We start from the raw sequence: 19,146 nt of genomic DNA on the forward strand, positions 1-19,146 counted from the left end.
GCCGCGCTCACCCTGCTCCCGCTCACCGCTCTCGCCGTCGGCGGCACCTCCGCCGGCAGCCGGGTCGTGTCCCGGCGCACCGCCCGGGCCGGGCTGGGGCTCGGGTTGGCGCCGGTCACCCTCGCCTGGACGGCCGCGATCGCCGCGTTCGTCGCCTACCTCGGCGTGTCGCGGCGCGACGTGCGCGGCGACGGTTGAGCGGGAAGCCGTCTGCGAGGGCTGGCAGGTGGGGCTTGCACGGGGCGTGCTGGGCTCCCTCCCTCTCGAATGTCGCTCATCCAATCGGCAGGGTGACCGTGAACCTCGCTCCCGGTGTGTGCCCGGCGTCATGGACGACCTCTCCCCCCGCCTGGCGGGCCAGGCGGCGTGCGAGGGACAGGCCGAGGCCCGCGCCGTCGTGGCCGTCGTCCGGGTCGGCACGGCGGCCGGGCTGGAAGAGGTCGGCGGTGAAGGTGTCCGGTACGCCGGGGCCGTCGTCCTCGACATCAAAACGGATGGCGCCGGGGGCCGGGCGTGCGCGTACGGTCACCGTCGCGTCGGCGTGGCGGAGGGCATTGGCCAGCAGGGGGCTGACGATCCGTTCGAGGACGGTGTCGGTGACGCCCGCCGTCAGCTCCGCGTCCGGGGTCTCGACCCGGATCTTTACTCCGCGGGCCGCGTCCTGGAGCTCGGCCAGTCGGCGGAGCAGCGGGCCGACATCGGCGGTGCCGGGAGCGGTCGCGGGGGCCCTGGTGCTGTCGCGGGCTTCGTCGAGCAGGGTGTCGCAGATGGTGCGCATCGATCGGGCCGCCTCGGCGATCACCGCGTGGGTGGCGTGCGTCTCGGCCGCCGAGCGGGGGCGGGCGCGCCACCAGTCGAGTTCCGCGACGATGCGGGTGAGCGGGGTGCGCAGTTCGTGCGACAGCTCCGCGGTCAGCTGCTGCTCGTGTCGCAGCACCGCACGGATGCGATCCAGGAGGGCGTCGAGGGAGGTGCCGAGGCGGGCGAGTTCGGCCGGATGCCCTGCGGTGCCGAAGCGTTGGGCGGAACCCACGGCGCTCCACCGGGTGGCCTGGTCGGTCATCGTGCGGACGGGGCGCAATGCCCGGCCGATCACGAGGTGGGTCAGCGCGCAGGTGCAGGCGAGCGTCACGGCGTCCAGGACCAGGGAGCCGACCAGCATGCTGTCGGCCGAACTTTGGTAGGGCGAGAGGTCCAGGGCGGTGACGACGGTGGCGGTCGTACGGCCCCCGGTCACAAGGTCGGAGCACAGCCGGACGGACCGATGCCGTTCCCCTCGTAGGGTCGAACAGGTCCGTCCCTCGTGCGCGGCGAGCCGGCCGGCGGCCGCGGTGAGGGGGTTGTGAGGCGTGGCGGACGCTGGTTTCTCCAGCAGGTGGTTCCCGGTGTAGATCCAGGTGTTGGTGTCGAGGAGGCCGTCGTGGCCGGTCGCCAGGACGCGCACGTGCGGGCCGGTGGTGTCGACGGTCGTGGCGATCGCGGCCGCCCGGCCGAGCAGTTCGTCGTCGGCCTGCTGTCGCAGGTGCCGTTCCATCACGATGTTGAAGACCACGGTCAGGACCGTCATCAGCAGTGCGGCGGCGGTCAGTGCCACCAGGGAGAGACGCCCGCGCAGGGTGCCCGGGGTGTGCGGGGTGCGTGGAGTGAGGCGCCGCAGGACGCGGTTCATGAGAGGCGGTGTCCTATTCCCCGGGCGGTGCCGATCATCAGTTGGCTGTCCGCCGCGCGCAGCTTGCGCCGCAGGCGGCTGAGGTACTGGTCCAGGGTGTTGTCGCTGACGTGCGCGCCTTCCGGCCAGCCGGCCCGGACCAGGTCCCGTCGGCGCACGAGGTTCCCGCCCGCCGCGGCGAGCACGGCCAGCAACCGGAACTCCGTCGGTGAGAGGGCGACGGGCACTCCCCGCACGGTCGCGTGGTGGCCCACCGGATCCAGGACCAGGTCACCGGCGGTGGCCGGCGACGGAGGTCCGGCGCGTCTGAGCGCGGCGCGCAGCCGGGCGGTGAGTTCGGCGAGGTGGAAGGGTTTGGGCAGGTAGTCGTCGCCTCCGGCGGAGAAGCCGGACAGCCGGTCGGTGATGTGGTGACGAGCCGTCAGGAAGAGGACCGGCGCGCGGAATCCCCCCGCGCGCAGGGCCTGGCACACGTCCCGTCCGTCCGCGTCGGGCAGCCCGACGTCCAGGATCACGCCGGCGACGTCGACGGTGGCCAGGCGCAGGGCCGTGGCTCCGTCGGCGGCGAGGACGGGGGTGAAGTCCTCGTCGTACAGGGCGCGGCGCAGGACGTCACGCAGGGCGTGATCGTCCTCGACGACCAGGATCTTGGGGCGCATGGTCCTCCGGGGACTGCGGATCTGCGGGCGGGGCGAAGAAGGTGGCGGGCAGCCAGTGGGCGGCGGCGCACAGGCACAGCCCGAGCCAGCCGGCGGCGAACAACCAGCCGCCGACGACATCGCTGAACCAGTGCACGGCGAGGTAGCCGCGGGTCAGCCCGACCAGTGCTCCCCAGCAGCCCACGGCGACGCACAGGGCGGTGCCGCCGCGTGGGGCACGCAGGGAAAGCGCGACGACGAGCAGTCCCGCCGTCAGTGCCCCGGTGGTGGCATGTCCCGAGGGGAAGGACCAGCCACTCGCTGCCGTCGCCCAGTCGACGCGCGGTGGGCGGGCCCGGTGCAGGGCCTCCATCACGCCGTAGCGCAGGGCCTGTCCGCCGGTGAGGCAGGCGAGGCCGAGTGCCGCGGCCGACAGGCGCTGCCGCGCGCTCCGTCCGGCCACGACACCGGCGAGCGCGGCGAGGAGGTAAGGAAGGGCTCCGGTGCCGGTGGCGGTCACGCCTCGCGCCAGGGCCAACAGCAGGCCCGGGCGGTGGTGGAGCGACCAGGTGAGCAGGGACTGGTCGAACCAGAGCGGGCCGCCGTGGGCCGTGACGGCCAGGACCGCGAACGCCGTCCAGGCGCCGACGCCGACACTGCCGGCCAGTTCGGTGATGTCACCGCGCTTCATGACAGCGTGACCAACGGGTTCAGCGGTGTTCCGGTGAGGAGACGGGCGACGGTCTGTGCCCGCCGTCCTATGAGGGTCATCAGGCCGCAGGCGACAGCGGCCCCCACGGCCAACCCGGCCAGCACGTCGTGCGGATAGTGCACGCCGACCCACACCCGGGAAGCCGCCATGGCGAGCGCGGCGGCCACGGCCCACGCGCCCAGCCGGCGGGAGACGAAGAGCAGCGCGACGGCCGAGGCGGCGGCGACGGCCGCGTGGTTGCTGGGGAACGACCAGTCGCCGGGCGCCGGACACGCCTCCAGCGTCTTGACCGCGAGGCTCCGGCAGGGCCGCTGCTCGTGCACGAGGAGCTTCAGCACGGCGTCGACCCCGTACGCCGCCGCGACGGTCGCGGGCACGGCCAGCGCGATGATCGCCGCCGGGGCGTCCACGCGTCTGGCGCGCCACCACCCCGCGACCATCAGGAGGGCGAACACCAGGAGCCCGTACGCCGACCACACCGACACCAGGGCGTCCAGCCAGCCGGGGGACCGGTGGGCCAGCGCCACCACGTCCCGGTAGGCCGCGCCGTCGATCGACGCTCCGTCGAGGGCGAGGAGCTTTCCCGGGGGGCCCACCGCGAGCTGCGGCGGCCCGGCTACGGTGGCGGTCATCTGGTGGTTCCCTTCGCTGCGGCCGGACGGACGGGGGGACCACCTGGCAGGCGGCACCGTACGACTACAATTCTGTAGACGGTCTACGTCACTGTAGACGATCGCGGAGTGAGGAAGGTTCCCATGACCGAGGCGAGGGACGACCGGCGGCCGGCGGGTGAGCTGGAGGCGGCCGTGCTGGCCGCCCTGTGGGCCGCGGACACACCGCTCACCCCGGCCCAGGTCCAGGCGGAGCTCGCCTCCGACCTCGCCCGCACCACGGTGACCACGATCCTGTCCCGGCTGCACGAGAAGGGGACCCTCGAACGGGAACGACGGGGCCGCGGCTTCGCCTACCGCCCCGTCGCGGACCCGCACGGCCTGACCGCCCTGCGCATGCACGGCGAACTCGACCGCGACAGTGACCGGGCGACCGTCCTGGCCCGTTTCGTCGACCGGCTCAGCCCCGACGACGAGCAGATCCTGCGCCAGCTGCTCGAGGACGGACCGCGATGATCACGCTGCTGGTGGTCCCGCTGCTCCTGCCCTGGGCCGCCCCCGCGCTGGCCCGCCGGGTGCCCGCCCGCTGTTCCCCGGTCGCCGCCCTGTGGGCCCTGACCGTCTCGGCCGTCCTCCTCGCGGGTGGCACCGTGGCGGCCCTGGGCACCCTCACCCTGACCGGTCTGCTCAAGCTCCCGGCCTTCGCCGCGCTGGGTGAGCTGGTCCACCCCCTGCGCACCCCCTCGGAGCGGGTGGTGCTGCCGCTGGCCGCGCTCGCGGCCGGCCTGCTGACCCTGGCCGCCCTCACCCTGGGTCTGTCCCTCGTACGTCAGACCGCGGGCCTGCGCACAGCCCGGGCCGCGGCCGACCGGCAGCCCGCCGTGGGCGACCTGTGCGTCATCGACTCCCCGCGTCCGGACGCCTACGCCCTCCCCGGGCGCCCGCACCGCATCGTCGTCACCACCGCCATGCTGCGCAGCCTCGACGCCTCCGAGCGCGAGGCGCTCTTCGCCCACGAGCGCGCCCACAACACCGGCGGTCACCACTACTTCCTGGCCGTGGCCGAGCTGACCGCCCATTGCCACCCGGCTCTGCGCCCGGTCCGCGAAGCCATCCGGCTCGCCGTCGAACGGGTCGCCGACGAGGCCGCGGCCGGCTCCGTGGGCGACCGCCGCCTCACCGCTCGCGCGATCGCCCGCGCGGCGCTGGCCACGAACGCGTCGACGTCTGCGAGCGCTGCGACAAGCCAGGACACTGCCCGGTCGGCGGTCACACCCGCCGCGACCACGGGCCCGGTGCCTCAGCGCGTGGCCGCTCTCATGGCTCCCGCCCGGCCCACGCGGCGCGCCGTGCCGTGGATCGCCGCGCTGCTGGCGGCATGCGCCGTGCTTTCCTGCGCCACTGCGGCGACCGGGGCGGTCCGCGTTCACGAGGACATCGAGATCGCGCAGGGGGAGACTCGGGGCTGAGCCGAGCCGGCTGGACGGGCGCTGTGGGGCGGGCGGCTCGGTTCAGGAGGCGGTGGCTCTCGTCGTGGGCCGGGTCGCCCTCGTCGTGTGGGCTGTCCTGCTTCGCGAGGGGCTTGGCCGCAGAGGTGATCGGGACGACGCCGTCCGTGCCTCACCGGCCAAGCGACGCCGATGCGACCTGCTCGCCGACGTCTTCGGCGTTCGCGCGAGCACCGAACGGCATGCTCTTCGAGGACCGCTCCGCCACCTGTGCCTTCGTCGGTATGCCGGGCATCAGCACTGGATGAAACCCACTCCGCGTTTCACCCTGGCCGCGACCACCCTCGACGCCCCGGACGCCCGTGAGCTCGCCCGGTTCTACCGGGAACTGCTCGGATGGTCGGCCCGGAAGGAGGAGCCGGGCTGGGTCGAGATCGCACCGCCCGACGGTGGTACGGGGTTGTCGTTCCAGACGGAGCCGCTGTTCACCCGTCCGAGGTGGCCCGCGACGGGGGCCGAGCAGCAGATGATGATGCATCTCGACATCGAGGTGGACGAGCTGCCCTCCGCCGTCGACCACGCCCTCGCTCTGGGCGCGACCTTGGCGGACTTCCAGCCACAGGACGATGTGCGTGTGCTGCTCGATCCGGTGGGCCACCCGTTCTGCCTCTTCGTGCACGCCGGCCCAGGCGCCTGACGGACGGGCGAGGTCCGCGACCGGGTCGGGCAAGAGGGCGCGTCAGACGTTCCTCGCGTCTTCGGTGTCGGTGCAGTCGGTCAGCCCTGCCGCGGTCTGGCTCAGGTGCTCGGCGAGTACGTCGGCGGCGGTGTCCGCGTCGCGGGCGAGGGCAGCTTCCTCCAGGCGACGGTGCTCGCCGATGAAGTCCCGGTCCGGGGTGCGGTGCGCGGACCAGCGTCTCGCCAGTTCGCTCGCCGTCCACAGCCGGTCGAAGCCCTCCAGCAGGACGGGGTTCCCGCAGCCCTCCAACAGGATGCGGTGAAAGACCCGGTGAGCCTCGGACCAGGCAGCGGTGTAGTACGAGCCCTCCTCCTCGGCAAAGGCGGGGGTGCGGGCGAGGCGGTGGTGTGCTGCGCGTACCCGTGCCTCCCAGTCCACGTCCCCGCGCTCGATGGACAGCCGCAGCACGACCGGTTCGATGGTGCGGCGGGCGTCCGCGATCTCCTGCCAGCGACGGTCGGAGAAGGCCGGGACGGCGAAACCGCGATTGTGCAGCCGGTCCGCCAGGCCGTCGCCGACCACCCGCACCAGCGCCTCGCGCACCACCGCCAGGCTCACGCCCTGTTCCCGGGCTAGGTCCTGCGGCTTGAGAGCGGCGCCGGGGGCGTACTCACCCCGCAGGATCGCCTCGCGGAGACGGTCGTAGACCTGCTCGGAGAGCATCTGCTTCATGGTCACAGCATAGACGATCCCTCATATAATCGATTATCCGTGTTAGTGTCGATGACAGATCAGTGGTGCCGTCCCTCGCGTCAGCGCGGGCGTCACCGTCCGGCAGCAACCACAAGGAAGACGCCATGAGCGCCAACGACCCCTTCGCCCGTCTCCCCGAGGCGGCCGCCTTCACCGTCACCAGCACCACCGTCACCGACGGTGCCGCCTGGTCCGCCGAGCAGTTCTCCGGGATCTTCGGGGTGCCCGGCGGCAAGGACGCCTCCCCGCAGTTGTCCTGGAGCGGGGCTCCGGAGGGCACCAAGAGCTACGCCGTGACGGTCTACGACCCGGACGCGCCGACCGGTTCCGGCTTCTGGCACTGGGCGGTCGCCGACATCCCGGCCTCCGTCACCGAACTGCCCGAGGGCGCGGGCGACGAGACCGGCTCCGGCCTGCCCGAAGGCGCCTTCCAGCTGCGGGGTGACGCCGGGGCCGCCCGCTTCATCGGCGCCGCCCCGCCGGCCGGCCACGGCCCGCACCGCTACTTCGTCGTGGTGCACGCCCTGGACGTCGAGTCCATAGGTGTCCCGGCCGACGCGACCCCGGCCGCCCTCGGCTTCACCATGGCCGGCCACACCCTGGGCCGCGCGGTCCTGATCGCCACCGCCGAGACTCCGGCGGCCTGAGGCAGAACCGCAGGCGGGGGTGCCGGTCGGCAGCGACCGGCACCCCCGCCCCATGGCCGCCCTGAGCGGCCCCGCGGGGGTCAGGTCTCGTCCAGTCGCCGTACGTCTTCCTCGGTCCACGTCCGCGTGTCGCGCGGTTCGGTGTACGGCTCCTTGTCCGGCGGCAGCCCGCCGACGATCGCCCGCTGCCGGACGCTCTCGGCGTCGAACTCCAGCCCGAGCAGGATGGCCAGGTTGCTGATCCACAGCCACACCAGGAAGACGATGACGCCCGCCATGGTGCCGTAGGTCTTGTTGTACGAGGCGAAGTTCGCCACGTAGAACGCGAAGCCGGCGGAGGCGATCATCCAGATGAGCAGGGCCAGGAAGCTGCCCGGGGTGATCCAACGGAAGCCCTTGACCTTGGCGTTGGGGCTGGCCCAGTACAGGATGGCGATCATGAGGGTGACCAGGACGACGAGGACCGGCCACTTGGCGATCGACCACACCGTCAGTGCCGTGTCCCCGATGCCGAGGGCGGTGCCGGCCTGTTGGGCGATGCCACCCGTGAAGACCACGATCAGGGCGCTGACCACGGCGAGGACCATCAGCACGACGGTGAGCGCGACCCTCAGGGGCAGGATCTTCCAGACCGGGCGTCCCTCGGGCATGTCGTAGACCCTGTTCGCGGTCCGGATGAACGCCGCGATGTATCCGGAGGCCGACCAGACCGCCAGCACCAGGCCCACGATCGCCATGACGGAGCCGGTGCCGGCGTTGCCCTGGAGCTGCTCGACGGCCCGGGTGATGATGTCGCGGGCCGAACCCGGGGTGAGCTGCTTCAGGTTGTCGAGCACCTTGTCGGTGGCCGACTTGCCCGTCAGGCCCATCAGGGACACCAGGACCAGCAGGGCCGGGAACAGTGACAGCACGCCGTAGTACGTCAGGGCGGCCGCGCGATCGGTCAGCTCGTCGTCCTTGAACTCGCGCACGGCTCCTTTGAGAACCCCGCGCCACGCGTGCTTCGGCAGCCGCGTCGGCGTGTCCGGTGCCTCACGCTCCACGTCGGGCCCCGGCCCGGCCTCCTCGGGCGCCGGAGCCTCGCGGGCCTCGACCTCGTCATCGCCGTGATGCGCCTTGTGTCCTGGAAGATGCAACCTCGCCATGCACATCGAGTAACCCCGGCGCCCCTGCCTACGCCCCGGAAAAACGGCTTCAGGTCGGTTCAGGGAGCCGGGGTGAGGGTGAGGGCGGACTGGGTTGATCGGTCACCCAGCGCGGAGCGCCCACACCGACGCGGCGCCTCAGCTGTCGTAGTCGACTGTCAGTGTCTCGGAGGCCGGGAAGGACTGGCAGGTCAGGACGTAACCGGCGTCGACCTCCGCGGGTTCCAGGGCGTAGTTGCGGCGCATGTCCGCCTCGCCCTCGGTGACCAGGGCGCGGCAGGTGCCGCAGACTCCGCCCTTGCAGGCGAACGGCAGGTCGGGGCGGGTCTTCTGGGCGCCGTCCAGGATCGTCCGGGCGCGGGAGAGGGCGCCGGTGGTGGAGCGTCCGTCGAGGGTGATGGTGACCTGGCTGACGGGCCCTTCGGCGGCGGCCTCCTCGTGGCGCACCTCGCGCACCGGCTCGTCGTCGGCGTAGAAGAGCTCCTGGTGGATCCGGTCGGCGGGGACCTTCAGGTCGGTGAGCACGCGCAGCGCGTCGCGGACCATGCCGTGCGGGCCGCACAGCCACCAGTGGTCGGCCGAGCCGACGTCCACCAGCGCGTCGACGAGCGCGGCGAGCCGTTCGGCGTCCAGGCGGCCGGAGAGCACCTCGGCCTCGCGGGGCTCTCGCGAGAGGACGTGGGCGAGCTGGAAGCGGGTGGGGTGGAGGTCCTTCAGGTCGGCGAGTTCGTCGGCGAACATCACCGAGTCGGTGCGACGGTTGCCGTAGAAGAGGGTGACCCGGGAGCGGTCGTCGGCGGCGAGGACCGATTCGGCGATCGACAGCATCGGGGTGATGCCGGAGCCGGCCGCGATCAGGACATGGTGGCCGGGCGTGGCGAGGTCGGGGGTGAAGGCGCCGGTCGGTGCCATCACCTCGACGACGTCCCCGGGCGCGACCTCGCGCACCAGCCAGGAGGAGAACAGGCCGCCGGGCACCTCTCGCACGCCGATGCGGGGCGGGGTGCCGGCCGGGGCGCAGATGGAGTACGACCGTCGCTCGTCCCGCCCGTCGACCTGGCGGCGCAGGGTGAGCGACTGCCCGGGCGCGAAGTCGAACTCCTCGGACAGTTCCTCGGGGATCTCGAAGGCGACGGTGGCCGCGTCCTCGCAGAGCCGCCGCACCTCGGCCACCCGCAGCGCGTGGAACGCGGGCCGACGGCGCCGAACCCGGACCGGGGCGGGGCTCAACAGGTCCTCCATCAGATCTCCTTGAGGTACTCGAACGGCTCGCGGCAGGCGCGGCAGCGCCACAGCGCCTTGCAGGAGGTGGCGCCGAACCGGGAGGTCTCCTCGGTGTCCGCCGAGCCGCAGCGCGGGCAGGCCACCTGGTGCCGGGTCGGGGACAGCACCAGCGGTACCGGGCCGGGCGCGGACCGGGGCGCGGGGCCGGGCGGGGCGATGCCGTGCTCGGCGAGCTTGCGACGCCCGTCGGGGGTGATCCAGTCGGTGGTCCAGGGCGGGTCGAGCACGGTGCTGATCTCCACGCGCGCGTACCCGGCCTCCGTCAGCCGGGCGGCCACCGCGGCCCGCATCTCCGCCATCGCCGGGCAGCCGGAGTACGTCGGGGTGAGGGTCGCGACGACGGTGCCGTCCGCGCCGACCTCGACCTCGCGCAGCACCCCGAGGTCGGCCAGGGTGAGCATGGGCAGCTCGGGGTCCGGCACCTGCGAGGCGATGTGCCTGGCGTGCCCGGCGTCGGTCAAAGAGGTCGGGGCCGTCGAGGCCGTCACGACGGTCGAGGCGGTCGAGGCGGTCGAGGCGGTCGGGGCGGTCACCATGTCGCCCCCGGATGGGCCCGGGCCACGGACTGCAACTCGCCCACCAGCGACGCGAGATGCTCGGTGTGGCGGCCGTCGCGGCCCCGGCCGGGCAGGGGCTGCCAGGCGGGCATGCTGAGTCCGGCCGCGTCCGTCACCTGCTGGAGGACGGCGACCACCTCGTCGCGCACGTCGTACGCCGCGAACAACTCCCCCAGATAGGGGGCGACTTGACCGAGAGCGGTCTGGGTACGGCGATGCGACTCCTCGGTGCCGTCACCGAGCCGTACCGCCCACTCGGCGGCCCACTGCCGGTGGTAGGCCAGCTCCTTGACGCCCTTGGCGGCGACGGCGGCGAGCACCGGGTCGGGATCGCGGGTCAGCCGCTCGAAGTGCGCGAGCCGCCAGCTGGACAGCACCAGTAGCCGTACGACGCTGAACGCGAAGTCCCCGTTGGGCAGTTCGGCCAGGCGTACGTTGCGGAAGTCGTCCGGATCGCGGAAGTAGGCGTAGGCGTCCTCGTCGCGGCCGGTGCCGTCGGCCTGGCCGCAGCGGGCGTACAGGAGCCGGGCCTGGCCGAGGAGGTCGAGGCCGATGTTGGCCAGGGCCACCTCCTCCTCCAGTTCGGGCGCGCGGGTGGTCCACTCGGCGAGCCGCTGCGCCGAGACGAGGGCGTCGTCACCGAGCGCCAGGCAGCGCGCGGCGAGGTCGTCCCGGTCGACTCCCGCGGGGACACCGGTGTCCACGCCGTGCAGGGGGTCCTCGAAGCCGGTGCCGAACGCCCACCGGGCGTCGCTGTCGTCGTGTCCCTCGGCGAGGGTCATGTAGACGTGGTCGTCACTCATGCCTGTTCCTCGGTACGGGACTAGATGTGCGGGACGTCGTCGGGAATGTCGTAGAAGGTGGGGTGGCGGTACACCTTGTCGGCGCTGGGCTCGAAGAAGGGGTCCTTCTCGTCGCGGGTGGAGGCCGCGATGTGCTCCGAGCGCACGGCCCAGATGCTCACTCCCTCGTTGCGCCGCGTGTACAGGTCGCGGGCGTGGGTGAGGGCCATGCGGTCGTCCGCCGCGTGCAGCGAGCCGACGTGGACGTGGTTCAGTCCCCGCTTGCCGCGCACGAAGATCTCGTACAGCGGCCAGTTCGCCCTGGTCTCCTGCTCGTCGCTCATACCGCCGCTCCTTCGTGCGCGCCCGTCCGAAGCCCGGCCGCGAGCGTCTGCCGCCCGGCCGCGCGTGCCTTGTTCTTCGCCGCGTGTGCCGCGGCCGCCTGCCGTACCCAGGCGCCGTCCTCGTGGGCGCTGCGGCGCCGTTCGACGCGCTGCGCGTTGCAGGGGCCGCCGCCCTTGATGACCCGCATCAGCTCGTCCCAGTCGGGGGTGCCGAAGTCGTGCCGGCCGCGCTCCTCGTTCCACCGCAGCTCCGGGTCGGGCAGCGTCACGCCGAGCTTCTCGGCCTGGGGCACGGTCATGTCGACGAAGCGCTGGCGCAGTTCGTCGTTGCTGTGCCGCTTGATCTTCCACGCCATGGAGGCCGCCGAGTTGGGCGAGTTGTCGTCGGGCGGGCCGAACATCATGAGGGAGGGCCACCACCAGCGGTTCACCGCGTCCTGGACCATCTCCCGCTGGGCCTCGGTGCCGCGCATCATGGTCATCAGCAGTTCGTAGCCCTGCCGTTGGTGGAAGGACTCCTCCTTGCAGATCCGCACCATCGCGCGCGCGTAGGGGCCGTAGGAACTGCGGCACAGCGGCACCTGGTTGCAGATGGCCGCGCCGTCCACGAACCAGCCGATCACGCCGACGTCGGCGAAGGTCGGCGTCGGGTAGTTGAAGATCGACGAGTACTTCTGGCGGCCCGCGATGAGCCGCTCGGTGAGGTCCGCGCGGTCCGCGCCGAGGGTCTCGGCGGCCGAGTACAGGTACAGGCCGTGGCCGGCCTCGTCCTGAACCTTCGCGAACAGGATCGCCTTGCGCCGCAGCGAGGGCGCGCGGGTGATCCACTCGCCCTCCGGCTGCATGCCGATGATCTCCGAGTGGGCGTGCTGCGCGATCTGCCGGATCAGCGTGTTGCGGTAGCCGTCGGGCATCCAGTCGCGCGGTTCGATGCGCTGGTCGCGGGCGATCGTGGCGTCGAAGTGCCTCTGGAGCTCCGGTTCGGCGGGCGCCGCCGGACCGGACTGTGTGTCTGTCATGGACTCTCCCCAACCGACCGTTCGTTCGGCTAATTGTACGACTGTTTCCACCGGGCCACCAGTACCCCTGGCGACCTTCGCGAAGAGGCCGCCCACCTGCGAGGACGGTGCCCCACGAGATCCGCTCAGACCCGCTCCACCAGCATCGCGACGCCCTGGCCGACGCCGACGCACAGGGTGGCGAGCCCCCTGCGGGCGTCCTCCCGTTCCAGTCGGCCCAGCAGGGTGAGCAGGATGCGGGCGCCCGAGCAGCCGAGGGGGTGGCCGAGCGCGATGGCCCCGCCGTCGGCGTTGACCTTCTCCTCGTCGAGCTCGAGGCGGCGCACCACGGCGAGCGCCTGTGCGGCGAACGCTTCGTTGAGCTCGACCGCGCCCAGGTCCGTGGTCTGCCAGCCGGCTCGGGCGAGCGCCTTGTCGGTGGCGGGCACCGGCCCGAGGCCCATGAGGTTCGGCTGGACACCGGCCGAGGCTGAGGTGACGATCCGGGCGCGCGGGGTGAGCCCGTACCGTTCGACCGCCGCCGCGCTCGCCACCACCAGCGCGGCCGCCCCGTCGGACAGCGGCGAGGAGGAGCCCGCGGTCACGATGCCGTCCGCGCGGAAGACGGTGCGCAGTGCGCCCAGCTTCTCCAGCGTGGTGCCGGGACGCGGCCCCTCGTCCCGGGTGACCTCGCCGTCCTTCACCGGGACCGGCACGATCTCCCGGTCGAAGTGCCCGGCCGCCTGGGCCGCGAGGGCCCGCTGGTGGCTGCGCAGGGCGAAGGCGTCGGACTCGGCGCGGGTGATGCCGTCGAGCGCGGCGACCTCCTCGGCGGTCTCCCCCATGGACAGGGTCACCTTCACCGCCTCGGGTCCGGCGTCCGTGGGTACGGCGCGGTCGGCGGCGGTGAAGCGGGGGTTGGTGAAGCGCCAGCCCAGCGAGGTGTCGAACACCTCCCCCGGCTTGGCCCAGGGGGTGCCGGGCTTCGCCGTCACCCAGGGGGCCCGGGTCATCGACTCCACTCCCCCGGCGACGACCAGGTCCGCTTCCCCGGCCCGGATCGCCTGGGCGGCGGAGGCGACCGCCGTGAGGCCCGAGGCGCAGAGCCGGTTGACGGTGTGGCCGGGCACGGTGTGCGGGAGCCCGGCCAGCAGTACGGCCATGCGGGCCACGTCCCGGTTGTCCTCGCCCGCCTGGTTGGCGGCGCCCAGGATCACCTCGTCCACGGCCTCGCCGGGCGCGCCGGAGCGCCGCAGTGCCTCTCCCACGACGAGGGCGGCCAGGTCGTCGGGACGGACGCCGGCCAGGGCGCCGCCGTAGCGGCCCTGCGGGGTGCGGGCGCCGTCGATCAGATAGACCTCGTCAGGCATGGGCGGCTCCTCTACGGCTGCGGTGGGGCACCTTCCCCCGGCCTTGCGGCGCCATGTGGTCCACCTCTTGACAGGCAGGGGTCCGGCTGGATTACTTGGCCGTGCCGCACGCTAACCGAATGTTCGGTCGGGCCACAAGGTGGTGCACACGGTGACACGAGCCACTGACGCGATGGCGGACCCCGTCGCGTCGATGTTCGCCGGGGACCAGGCATCCCGGGCGCTGGGCATCGAGCTGCTGGAACACGGTCCGGGAACGGCCGTGCTCCGCATGACCGTGACGGCGGACATGGTCAACGGCCATGGCGTCGCCCACGGCGGCTGCCTCTTCCTCCTCGCCGACTCCGCCTTCGCGTGCGCCTGCAACAGCCACGGGCCGGTGACCGTCGCGGCCGGGGCCGGCATCGACTTCGTCGCCTCCGCCCACGAGGGTGACGTCCTGACGGCCGTCGCCGTGGAGCGCACCCGCTACGGCCGGAGCGGCATATACGACGTGAGTGTCCTGCGGGGTGACGAGGTGATCGCGGAGTTCCGCGGGCGCAGCCGCAGCATCGGTACGAGCACCAAGGAGTCACAGCCATGACCAGCGAGCGCGAGACCCCGGCGACGGCCCCCGCCCGCCGGGGAGAGCCGCTTCCCGACGGCCTGCTCGACGACGGAGAGCGCCTGTCCCGCGAGGAGCTGCGCGCCCTCCAGCTGAGCCGGCTGCGCACGACCCTGCGGCACGCCTACGACCACGTCGAGCTGTACCGCAAGAAGCTCGACGATGCCGGTGTCGCCCCCGAGGACTGCCGGACGCTCGAGGACCTGGCCCGCTTCCCGTTCACCACGAAGGCCGATCTGCGCGACACCTACCCGTTCGGCATGTTCGCCGTCCCCATGGACCAGGTCCGCCGCGTCCACGCCTCCAGCGGCACCACCGGCCGCCCCACCGTGGTGGGTTACACCGAGAACGACCTGTCGATGTGGGCCGACATGGTCGCCCGTTCGATCCGCGCCGCCGGCGGCCGTCCCGGCCACAAGGTGCACATCTCCTACGGCTACGGCCTGTTCACCGGCGGCCTCGGCGCCCACTACGGCGCCGAGCGGGCGGGGTGCACGGTGATTCCCGCCTCGGGCGGCATGACCGCGCGCCAGGTGCAGATCATCCAGGACTTCAGGCCCGAGATCATCATGGTCACGCCGTCCTACATGCTCACCCTGCTCGACGAGTTCGAGCGGCAGGGCGTCGACCCGCGCTCCACCTCCCTGCGGGTGGGGCTCTTCGGCGCCGAGCCGTGGACGGAGGAGATGCGCCGGGAGATCGAGGAGCGCATGGACATCCACGCCGTCGACATATACGGGCTGTCCGAGGTGATCGGTCCCGGTGTCGCCCAGGAGTGCGTGGAGACCAAGGACGGGCTGCACGTGTGGGAGGACCACTTCTACCCCGAGGTCGTCGACCCGATCACGGGCGAGAGCCTGCCCGAGGGCGAGGAGGGCGAGCTGGTCTTCACCTCGCTCACCAAGGAGGCGCTGCCGATCATCCGTTACCGCACCCGTGACCTGACCAGGCTGCTGCCCGGCACCGCACGGCCCGCGTTCCGCCGTATCGAGAAGATCACCGGCCGCTGTGACGACATGATCATCCTGCGCGGGGTGAACGTCTTCCCGAGCCAGATCGAGGAGATCGTGCTGCGCACCCCGGGGGTCGCACCGCACTTCCAGATCGAGCTGTCCCGGCGTGAGCGCATGGACCACATGACGGTCCGCGTCGAGGCCCGCCCCGGCACCCCCGACGACCAGCGGGAAGCCGCCGCGCGCTCGATCGCCCAGGGCGTCAAGGACGGGGTGGGTGTCACCGTGGGCGTCACGGTCGTCGACCCCGACACCCTGGAGCGCTCCCTCGGCAAGCTGCGCCGGGTCAAGGACCTCCGCAAGGCGTGACGGGCCAGGCCGGAGGGCCTGCGCCGCACTGAACCCCGGTCAGAAAACGACAAAGGCAAGGAGAGTGCTCTCCTTGCCTGTCTCAAGTTATAGCGCACAGGGGGGCTTGCGGCAAGACCCGGGGTACGGCGCAGAATCTTCGGCCGAGGCCACAACCTGCGGAAATGAGGGCGCGAACGTGCGTGTGTCAACGCAACGGACCACCGCTGTCTCGGGGGGAACACGATGAGCGAGCAGTATGTGTCCGCTCTCCAGGAGATCGACCGGAGTCAGGTCGCCCTGGTGGGAGGCAAGGGCGCGCACCTGGGCGACCTGTCGCGGATCGAGGGCGTGCGCGTGCCGGCCGGCTTCTGTGTGACGACGGACGCCTTCCGTCGGATCATGGCGGAGGAACCGTCGGTCGACGATCAGCTCGAGCGACTGGCGCTTGTGAGCCCGGACGACCGGGAGGCGATCCGTACGCTCAGTGCGCGGCTTCGCCTCACCGTCGAGGAGATCGCCGTCCCTGACGACATCGCCGCCGCGATCACCGGCGCGCTCGCCCGGCTCGGCGAGCAGGACGCCTGCGCCGTCCGCTCCAGCGCGACGGCCGAGGACCTGCCGACGGCCTCCTTCGCCGGCCAGCAGGACACCTACCTGAATGTCACCGGGCCGGACGAGATCCTCCGGCACGTCCGCCGGTGCTGGGCGTCCCTGTTCACCGAGCGGGCGGTGACCTACCGTCAGCGCAACGGCATCGACCACCGTGCGGTCCACATGGCGGTGGTCGTGCAGCGGATGGTCTTCCCACAGGCGTCCGGCATCCTCTTCACGGCCGACCCCGTCACGGGCAACCGGAGGGTGGCCACCGTGGACGCCGGCTTCGGCCTCGGCGAAGCGCTGGTCTCCGGTCTGGTGAACCCGGACGTCTTCAAGGTGCGCGACGGCGAGGTCGTCTCCAGGACGATCGCCGCCAAACAGCGTGCCGTGCTCCCGCTGCCGACCGGTGGCACCCAGGAGACGGCCGTCGAGGCGGGACGCCAGGAGCAGCCCGCGCTGACGGACGCTCAGGCGATCGAGCTGGTGCGGCTGGGGCGGGTGATCGAGGCGCACCTCGGCCGCCCGCAGGACATCGAGTGGTGCTTGGTGGACGACGGCTTCCACATCGTGCAGAGCCGGCCGATCACCACGCTGTTCCCCGTCCCGGCCAGTGACGACGGGGAGAACCACATCTACGTCTCCGTCGGCCATCAGCAGATGATGACCGACGCCATGAAGCCGCTGGGGCTGTCCATGTGGCAGCACACGGCCATGGTGCCGATGGCCGAGGCGGGCGGAAGGCTGTTCGTCGACGTCACCCGGCGACTGGCCTCGTCCGCGGGCCGCGCCGCCCTCCTGGACCTCATGGGGAAGGGCGACCCGCTGGTCAGGGACGCGCTGGAAACCGTCCTCGACCGGGACGACTTCGTCCTGCCGCTCCCGGAGCCGGGCCCCGCCGGACCACCGTCCCGCGCGGCGTCCGCCCCGGCGTCGGCTGCCGGCCGCGAGTCCGCGCCGATCGAGACCGATCCGGCCATCGTGACCGGGCTGATCGAACGCAGCGAGGCGTCCGTCGCCGCCCTGGAGCGTGACATCCGCACGAAGACCGGGCCGGAGCTGTTCGACTTCCTCGAGGACGCGTTCGTGGAGCACAAGCGGGTCCTCACCGATCCGCTGAACCTGCCGGTGATCATGGCGGGGATGGAGGCCACCTGGTGGCTCAACGACAAGCTGCACGAGTGGCTGGGCGAGAAGAACGTGGCGGACACGCTCACGCTGTCCGCCCCCGACAACATCACCTCGGAGATGGGTCTGGCGCTGCTCGACGTCGCGGACGTGGTCCGCGCGCGTCCGGAGGTGGTCGAGTTCCTCCAGGGCGTCGACGACGAGGGCTTCCTGGACGAGCTGCCGAAGATCGCGGGCGGTACCGAGACGCGCGAGGCCATCGAGGCCTATCTCGACCGGTACGGCATGCGCTGCGTCGGCGAGATCGACATCACCAGGCCGCGGTGGCGGGAACGCCCCACCACGCTCGTGCCCGTGATCCTCGACAACGTCAGGAACTTCGAACCGGGCGCCGCCCGGCGGCGATTCGAGGAGGGCCGGCTGAAGGCCGAGCGCAAGGAACAGGAGGTGCTGACCCGGTTGCGGGCCCTGCCGGACGGGGAGGGCAAGGCCGAGGAGACCAAGCGGATGATCGACCGGGTCCGCACCTTCATCGGGTACCGGGAGTATCCGAAGTACAACATCATCAGCCGCTACTTCGTCTACAAGCAGGCGCTGCTGGCGGAGGCCGAGCGACTGGTGCGGGCCGGGGTTCTCGCCGAGCGGGACGACTGCTTCTACCTCACCTTCGAGGAGTTCCGGGACGCCGTACGGTCCAACGAGGTGGACCAGCCGCTCGTCCAGGAGCGCAAGGAGGCGTTCCAGGCGTACCAAGCGCTCACCCCGCCCCGGGTCCTGACCTCCGCCGGTGAGGCCGTCAGCGGGGCGTACCGGCGCGACGACGTGCCGGACGGCTCCCTCGTGGGCCTGGCGGTGTCCGCCGGGACGGTCGAGGGGCGGGCGCGTGTCGTCCTCGACATGGCGGACGCCGATCTCGAAGCGGGCGACATCCTGGTCACGTCCTTCACGGACCCCAGCTGGTCACCGCTGTTCGTCGGCATCGCGGGCCTGGTGACGGAGGTGGGCGGCCTGATGACCCACGGCGCGGTCATCGCCCGCGAGTACGGCCTGCCCGCGGTGGTGGGTGTCGAGGGGGCCACCCGGCTGATCCGGGACGGGCAGCGGATCCGGGTGCACGGCACCGACGGGTACGTCGAGATCCTGTCCTGACCGACTCGGCGACGGGCCGGCGGCTCACGGGACCCCTCGTCCCCGAGCGGCCGGCCCGACGCTCTGTCAGACCCTCGTGAGAGCGTGGTCCGTGGAGGGGCGGCACGTGGTCGGGGCCTGCGCGGCGACGGCCGGGTCGGCCGCCGTGGGCGCCTGCTGCGAGGGGGCCGTGCCGTGAAGGACATCGACACCCAGTTCCTGCGCGGCCTGTTCGACGAGGAAGGCAGCCTGCACGCCGCCGGCCGCACCGCCCTGTACCGGCTCTACGGCCTCGAAGGGCTGCTGTACGTCGGCATCACCACCAGCCCGCTCACCCGCATCCGCACCCATCTGCGCGAGCAGCCCTGGGGGCCCCGTGTCATCGCCGTCCGCATCGACTACCCCGACCACGCGGAGGCCGCCGAACGCGAGACCGTCCAGGCCGAACGCCCCCTGTACAACGTGGTCTTCAACGGGGCGACTCCTCCCCCGCCCCCCGACCCGGTCGCCCGGCTCAGGGCCCGGCTCGCCGCGCACCAGCGGCGGCTGGCGGAGTTCGAGGCGGCCGTACCGGAGTCCACGACCCATCTGCGGCTCCTCGTCCGGGGCATCGCCTCGGCGCAGTCGGCGATCGCGAGGCTGACCGAGGAGATCGCGGTGACCGAGGCCGCACGACGGTCCGCCGCCAAGGGCTGATGCGGGACCTCTGATGCCCGACGAGGGCCGACCGCCTGTGCGGTCGGCCCTCGGG

General features: G+C 72.3%; 21 protein-coding genes. 9 read left to right on the forward strand and 12 right to left on the reverse strand.

All coding sequences use genetic code 11. The annotated features are described in order from the left end of the window. Positions 1-66: 66 nt before the first annotated feature. Positions 67-198 carry a hypothetical protein gene (locus OHN19_RS01645; RefSeq protein ID WP_330262344.1) on the forward strand — a complete coding sequence of 44 codons (132 nt, stop codon included), beginning with the start codon at positions 67-69 and terminating at the stop codon, positions 196-198. Positions 199-274: 76 nt separating this feature from the next. Here OHN19_RS01645 and OHN19_RS01650 read toward each other — a convergent pair whose 3' ends face one another. From OHN19_RS01650 to OHN19_RS01665, 4 genes are read right to left on the reverse strand one after another with little or no spacing between them, the layout of a single operon-like run. Further along, positions 275-1,669, reverse strand: coding sequence for a HAMP domain-containing sensor histidine kinase (locus OHN19_RS01650; protein WP_330262345.1), 1,395 nt, complete (start codon positions 1,667-1,669; stop codon positions 275-277). Then, positions 1,666-2,328: a response regulator transcription factor gene (locus OHN19_RS01655; RefSeq protein ID WP_330262346.1), complete on the reverse strand. Its 663-nt coding sequence runs from the start codon at positions 2,326-2,328 to the stop codon at positions 1,666-1,668. The genes OHN19_RS01650 and OHN19_RS01655 overlap by 4 nt, the downstream gene beginning before the upstream one ends. Further along, positions 2,282-2,998 (reverse strand): phosphatase PAP2 family protein, encoded by a 717-nt coding sequence (locus OHN19_RS01660; RefSeq protein ID WP_330262347.1) that lies wholly within the window; start codon positions 2,996-2,998, stop codon positions 2,282-2,284. Before OHN19_RS01660 ends, OHN19_RS01655 begins: the two co-directional genes overlap by 47 nt. Further along, a complete protein-coding gene (locus OHN19_RS01665; protein ID WP_330262348.1) occupies positions 2,995-3,651 on the reverse strand; it encodes a phosphatase PAP2 family protein in 657 nt (218 codons plus the stop codon). Before OHN19_RS01665 ends, OHN19_RS01660 begins: the two co-directional genes overlap by 4 nt. 123 nt (positions 3,652-3,774) lie before the next feature. Here OHN19_RS01665 and OHN19_RS01670 point away from each other — a divergent pair, with 123 nt between their 5' ends. The 3 genes from OHN19_RS01670 (at position 3,775) to OHN19_RS01680 (ending at position 5,775) form a co-directional block, all read left to right on the forward strand. After that, positions 3,775-4,146 (forward strand): BlaI/MecI/CopY family transcriptional regulator, encoded by a 372-nt coding sequence (locus OHN19_RS01670; RefSeq protein WP_330262349.1) that lies wholly within the window; start codon positions 3,775-3,777, stop codon positions 4,144-4,146. Further along, positions 4,143-5,099, forward strand: a complete 957-nt coding sequence (locus OHN19_RS01675) for a M56 family metallopeptidase (RefSeq protein WP_330262350.1) — start codon at positions 4,143-4,145, stop codon at positions 5,097-5,099. The genes OHN19_RS01670 and OHN19_RS01675 overlap by 4 nt, the downstream gene beginning before the upstream one ends. Before the next feature lie 283 nt (positions 5,100-5,382). Further along, positions 5,383-5,775, forward strand: a complete 393-nt coding sequence (locus OHN19_RS01680) for a VOC family protein (RefSeq protein ID WP_330262351.1) — start codon at positions 5,383-5,385, stop codon at positions 5,773-5,775. A 42-nt stretch (positions 5,776-5,817) separates the two neighbouring features. On the opposite strand, the gene OHN19_RS01685 is transcribed toward OHN19_RS01680, so the two are convergent. Continuing rightward, on the reverse strand, positions 5,818-6,480 hold the full coding sequence (locus OHN19_RS01685) for a GntR family transcriptional regulator (protein WP_330269505.1): 663 nt from the start codon (positions 6,478-6,480) through the stop codon (positions 5,818-5,820). A gap of 134 nt (positions 6,481-6,614) precedes the next feature. Between OHN19_RS01685 and OHN19_RS01690 the strand changes: the two genes are divergently transcribed. Further along, on the forward strand, positions 6,615-7,157 hold the full coding sequence (locus tag OHN19_RS01690) for a YbhB/YbcL family Raf kinase inhibitor-like protein (protein ID WP_330262352.1): 543 nt from the start codon (positions 6,615-6,617) through the stop codon (positions 7,155-7,157). A gap of 80 nt (positions 7,158-7,237) precedes the next feature. Here OHN19_RS01690 and OHN19_RS01695 read toward each other — a convergent pair whose 3' ends face one another. The 7 genes from OHN19_RS01695 to OHN19_RS01725 form a co-directional block, all read right to left on the reverse strand. Then, a complete protein-coding gene (locus OHN19_RS01695) occupies positions 7,238-8,302 on the reverse strand; it encodes a YihY/virulence factor BrkB family protein (RefSeq protein WP_330262353.1) in 1,065 nt (354 codons plus the stop codon). Positions 8,303-8,440: 138 nt separating this feature from the next. Beyond that, entirely contained in the window at positions 8,441-9,544 is a 1,104-nt protein-coding gene (gene paaE, locus OHN19_RS01700) for a 1,2-phenylacetyl-CoA epoxidase subunit PaaE (protein ID WP_330262354.1), read from the reverse strand. Beyond that, the gene (gene paaD, locus OHN19_RS01705) at positions 9,544-10,122 is read right to left on the reverse strand and encodes a 1,2-phenylacetyl-CoA epoxidase subunit PaaD (RefSeq protein ID WP_330262355.1); all 579 of its coding nucleotides are present in this window, start codon (positions 10,120-10,122) and stop codon (positions 9,544-9,546) included. Before paaD ends, paaE begins: the two co-directional genes overlap by 1 nt. Next, entirely contained in the window at positions 10,116-10,946 is an 831-nt protein-coding gene (gene paaC / locus OHN19_RS01710) for a 1,2-phenylacetyl-CoA epoxidase subunit PaaC (RefSeq protein WP_330262356.1), read from the reverse strand. Before paaC ends, paaD begins: the two co-directional genes overlap by 7 nt. Before the next feature lie 20 nt (positions 10,947-10,966). Then, positions 10,967-11,269: a 1,2-phenylacetyl-CoA epoxidase subunit PaaB gene (gene paaB / locus OHN19_RS01715; RefSeq protein ID WP_330262357.1), complete on the reverse strand. Its 303-nt coding sequence runs from the start codon at positions 11,267-11,269 to the stop codon at positions 10,967-10,969. Then, positions 11,266-12,288, reverse strand: coding sequence for a 1,2-phenylacetyl-CoA epoxidase subunit PaaA (gene paaA / locus OHN19_RS01720; protein ID WP_330262358.1), 1,023 nt, complete (start codon positions 12,286-12,288; stop codon positions 11,266-11,268). Before paaA ends, paaB begins: the two co-directional genes overlap by 4 nt. Before the next feature lie 125 nt (positions 12,289-12,413). Further along, positions 12,414-13,637, reverse strand: a complete 1,224-nt coding sequence (locus tag OHN19_RS01725) for a thiolase family protein (protein WP_330262359.1) — start codon at positions 13,635-13,637, stop codon at positions 12,414-12,416. Between the two features lie 172 nt (positions 13,638-13,809). Between OHN19_RS01725 and paaI the strand changes: the two genes are divergently transcribed. The 4 genes from paaI (at position 13,810) to OHN19_RS01745 (ending at position 19,091) form a co-directional block, all read left to right on the forward strand. Beyond that, positions 13,810-14,220 carry a hydroxyphenylacetyl-CoA thioesterase PaaI gene (paaI, locus tag OHN19_RS01730; RefSeq protein ID WP_330269506.1) on the forward strand — a complete coding sequence of 137 codons (411 nt, stop codon included), beginning with the start codon at positions 13,810-13,812 and terminating at the stop codon, positions 14,218-14,220. After that, the gene (paaK, locus tag OHN19_RS01735; RefSeq protein ID WP_330262360.1) at positions 14,217-15,563 is read left to right on the forward strand and encodes a phenylacetate--CoA ligase PaaK; all 1,347 of its coding nucleotides are present in this window, start codon (positions 14,217-14,219) and stop codon (positions 15,561-15,563) included. Before paaI ends, paaK begins: the two co-directional genes overlap by 4 nt. 225 nt (positions 15,564-15,788) lie before the next feature. Next, the gene (rph, locus tag OHN19_RS01740) at positions 15,789-18,416 is read left to right on the forward strand and encodes a rifamycin-inactivating phosphotransferase (protein ID WP_330262361.1); all 2,628 of its coding nucleotides are present in this window, start codon (positions 15,789-15,791) and stop codon (positions 18,414-18,416) included. Positions 18,417-18,590: 174 nt separating this feature from the next. Then, positions 18,591-19,091: a GIY-YIG nuclease family protein gene (locus OHN19_RS01745; protein WP_330262362.1), complete on the forward strand. Its 501-nt coding sequence runs from the start codon at positions 18,591-18,593 to the stop codon at positions 19,089-19,091. Positions 19,092-19,146 lie beyond the last annotated feature (55 nt).

The organism is Streptomyces griseorubiginosus (genome assembly GCF_036345115.1).
Classification (GTDB): domain Bacteria; phylum Actinomycetota; class Actinomycetes; order Streptomycetales; family Streptomycetaceae; genus Streptomyces; species Streptomyces griseorubiginosus_C.

Coding starts and splice junctions, on each gene's coding strand:
- OHN19_RS01675 (WP_330262350.1), top strand. CDS start 4,143: ATGATCACGCTGCTGGTGGTCCCGCTGCTCCTGCCCTGGGCCGCCCCC.
- OHN19_RS01650 (WP_330262345.1), bottom strand. CDS start 1,669: ATGAACCGCGTCCTGCGGCGCCTCACTCCACGCACCCCGCACACCCCG.
- paaA (WP_330262358.1), bottom strand. CDS start 12,288: ATGACAGACACACAGTCCGGTCCGGCGGCGCCCGCCGAACCGGAGCTC.
- OHN19_RS01690 (WP_330262352.1), top strand. CDS start 6,615: ATGAGCGCCAACGACCCCTTCGCCCGTCTCCCCGAGGCGGCCGCCTTC.
- rph (WP_330262361.1), top strand. CDS start 15,789: ATGAGCGAGCAGTATGTGTCCGCTCTCCAGGAGATCGACCGGAGTCAG.
- OHN19_RS01670 (WP_330262349.1), top strand. CDS start 3,775: ATGACCGAGGCGAGGGACGACCGGCGGCCGGCGGGTGAGCTGGAGGCG.
- paaK (WP_330262360.1), top strand. CDS start 14,217: ATGACCAGCGAGCGCGAGACCCCGGCGACGGCCCCCGCCCGCCGGGGA.
- OHN19_RS01660 (WP_330262347.1), bottom strand. CDS start 2,998: ATGAAGCGCGGTGACATCACCGAACTGGCCGGCAGTGTCGGCGTCGGC.
- OHN19_RS01725 (WP_330262359.1), bottom strand. CDS start 13,637: ATGCCTGACGAGGTCTATCTGATCGACGGCGCCCGCACCCCGCAGGGC.
- OHN19_RS01685 (WP_330269505.1), bottom strand. CDS start 6,480: ATGCTCTCCGAGCAGGTCTACGACCGTCTCCGCGAGGCGATCCTGCGG.
- OHN19_RS01695 (WP_330262353.1), bottom strand. CDS start 8,302: ATGGCGAGGTTGCATCTTCCAGGACACAAGGCGCATCACGGCGATGAC.
- OHN19_RS01655 (WP_330262346.1), bottom strand. CDS start 2,328: ATGCGCCCCAAGATCCTGGTCGTCGAGGACGATCACGCCCTGCGTGAC.
- paaC (WP_330262356.1), bottom strand. CDS start 10,946: ATGAGTGACGACCACGTCTACATGACCCTCGCCGAGGGACACGACGAC.
- paaD (WP_330262355.1), bottom strand. CDS start 10,122: ATGGTGACCGCCCCGACCGCCTCGACCGCCTCGACCGCCTCGACCGTC.
- OHN19_RS01680 (WP_330262351.1), top strand. CDS start 5,383: ATGAAACCCACTCCGCGTTTCACCCTGGCCGCGACCACCCTCGACGCC.
- OHN19_RS01665 (WP_330262348.1), bottom strand. CDS start 3,651: ATGACCGCCACCGTAGCCGGGCCGCCGCAGCTCGCGGTGGGCCCCCCG.
- paaE (WP_330262354.1), bottom strand. CDS start 9,544: ATGGAGGACCTGTTGAGCCCCGCCCCGGTCCGGGTTCGGCGCCGTCGG.
- paaB (WP_330262357.1), bottom strand. CDS start 11,269: ATGAGCGACGAGCAGGAGACCAGGGCGAACTGGCCGCTGTACGAGATC.
- paaI (WP_330269506.1), top strand. CDS start 13,810: ATGGCGGACCCCGTCGCGTCGATGTTCGCCGGGGACCAGGCATCCCGG.